The organism is Leekyejoonella antrihumi, assembly GCF_007845645.1.
GTDB classification, from domain to species: domain Bacteria; phylum Actinomycetota; class Actinomycetes; order Actinomycetales; family Dermatophilaceae; genus Leekyejoonella; species Leekyejoonella antrihumi.
The window spans coordinates 1-2426 of the sequence record NZ_VCQV01000105.1; the positions used below are offsets into that span (position 1 = coordinate 1).

General features: G+C 69.5%; 1 protein-coding gene. It reads right to left on the bottom strand.

Annotated elements, in window-relative coordinates; translation table 11 throughout:
- Positions 1 to 37: 37 nt before the first annotated feature.
- Entirely contained in the window at positions 38 to 2329 is a 2292-nt protein-coding gene (locus tag FGL98_RS24880; protein ID WP_146321542.1) for a putative transposase, read from the bottom strand.
- Positions 2330 to 2426: the final 97 nt, after the last annotated feature.

The window sequence follows — 2426 nt, forward strand, 5'->3', positions numbered from 1 at the left end:
TCAGGACTCTGGACATGGTGCGATAGTTTTTGCGGGGCTATCGGCGGGTTTTGATCTCGTAGCGTAGGACGAGGTCGGTGTCGGGGTACACGGTTTTGGTGGCGGTCAGGTGCTCGCACAGCTGGGCGATCGCGACGGTCGCTCGGCGGGTCGGCATCGGGTCCAGGCGGATCGTCAGGGCGCCGGCCTCGGCGTCGGGGTGAATGTCTCCGGACTGGGTGAGCACGTGCCGAATCAGTGTGTGCGCTTCCTTGTTCGCGCGGGCATAGCCGGTGTGGATGCGTAGGTCGCGGGCCAGTGCGGTGGTGGTGTTGAACGCGGCGATCTTGATCGCGTGCGTGAGCAGCTTCATCTGGGAGTCCAGAACCTGCTGGCCGGGGTTGACCTCACGCAGTGGGAGCCGTGCCGGAGTGTCTTGGTGCACCTGTTCGGCTGCGGCCAGGGCGGTTTCGGCGACTCGCTGGCCGGCAGTCGCGGCGTTGTAGTCGGCGTTGGTGATCACCACGGTGGCCCCGGGTGCGGGCGTGCGCAGCTCGGCCAACGCCTGGTCAGCGGCCGTGGTGGCCTGCTCGTGGGCGGTCCGGGCGGCGATCACAGCCTTGTACGTCTTCTTCTTGGCGGGGTTGGGCACCAGCCGGTCCGGGTCGTCATCACTGGCGGCGTAGGCGTCGTGGGAGTCCAGGTCGAGGTGGATGCGTCCGTACCGGAATGCGTTCTCCAGCCGCCACCGGCCGCCCATCCGGTACACCACGTCCGCGGCGTGCAGGTCTACTCGGGTGGTCAGGATGTGCACCTGCTTGCTGTCCTTGTCGTCCTTGTCGTCCAGTCGGGTGACCTGCCGCAGGGTGACGGTGTTTCCCTTGTCATCGGTGGGCAGGTCGACCATCGTGTCGGCCAGGCCCCAGGTGTGGGTGCGGCCGGCCTCATCGATCAGGGTGTGCTCGTCGAACTCGGTCGCGGGCAGGTCATCAACGTGGCCCTTGCGCCAGGTCAGCACGTCGAACCCGTGGGCGGCCATGTGCTGGAACAGGGCCGGGGACCAGCCGCCCCGGTCGAAGCCGACCAGCACCCGCCGGTCATCCCCGATGGCTGCTCTCAGGTCGGGTAGCAGCCGGCGTAGCTCCCCGGCCAGGGAGGCGCCGGGCTCGCTCATCACGACCATGACGGGGTCACCGGCGGCGTCGCTGATCCAGGTCTCTACCGTCGCGGGGGCGGGGAACTTCAACCGAGACAGGTGAGTCTTGGCGATCTTTCGCCTGCCGTGGTAGGCGCGCACGTGCCCGTCCACGTACAGCACCGCCGCCGGATCCTCATCCGCGGCGCCATCCCCGGTCCTGGTGCCGATCGGGTTCAGGTGGCGGGCGGCCATCGCGGCGATCAGCTCGCCGGCCTTCCCGGTGCCGGCGAGCAGGTGCAGCTTGCGGCGGATGGTCTTGACCTCCGGGGCCCGGTCCAGCCCCAGGACCCGCCCCAACGCGATCGGATCAACTCTCGTGGCGCCCTCGGCGCGGGGCTGCCCGGCCAGGGCCCGGAGGGCGGCCTCGACCAGGACCGTGTCCAGGCCATAGAACCCGTTCGGTAGCGGTCCGAACACGCCTCGGGCACAACCCAACAGGCCCGTGGCGGCCAGGCCGGGCAGGGCGAGGAACAGTCCTGCCAGCGGGACTCGGGACGAGGGGGTGAAGATCGGGTGTGCGTGCTCGAGCAGCCCCCACCGGGCCATACCCCGCTCCGCGTGCCGAGGCGCCGGGTCGGCCAGCACCGGCAGCTGCCCGCCGTCATCGCTGGTGTCGGGTCGCTGCTGCTCACCGTCGAGATCAGCAGCGGCGTCATCACCGTCGTCGGCCCGTTCATCGTCGCCGGTGGCCGGCTCTGACTCTTTGGCCGGAGCCTGGTCGGCCAGCACACGGCGGACCGAGTCGAGCGAGACACCGACCGTGCGGGCGATCGCGCGCAGCGACATGTCCCGACCGGACAGGCCGATGATGCGTGCGACCATCTCGCCGGTCAGCTTGCTGGGGCCCTTCGGGCCCCGCCGGCCCGGGCCAAGCCCAGCCACACCAGCCGCGGTAGCACGACGGCCCCACCGCCACACGGTCGTCTCGTCGACCCCGAACCCGGCCGCGACATCGGCCAGGCTCGCGGCCTTGATCCGCACCAGCTGCACCGCGGCGAGCCGCCTGCCGACCGCATCACCCGCGTCGAACGCGTACGCCAGCTCACCGTGGATGAAGACCCGGCCACCATCGACGTCTTCCAGCAATGCGGCCGCCGCACCGATCGGTGCGGCGGTGGCCGGAGTCAGCGGGAGGGGCGCCTGAGAAGTCATCACCGTCATGCTGTCAAAACCCCCACCAGTCGCCGAGTTACCTGCATCAATTATCGCGCACTACGGGCAAGAACTCAACCTTCGAGAACGGCAATCT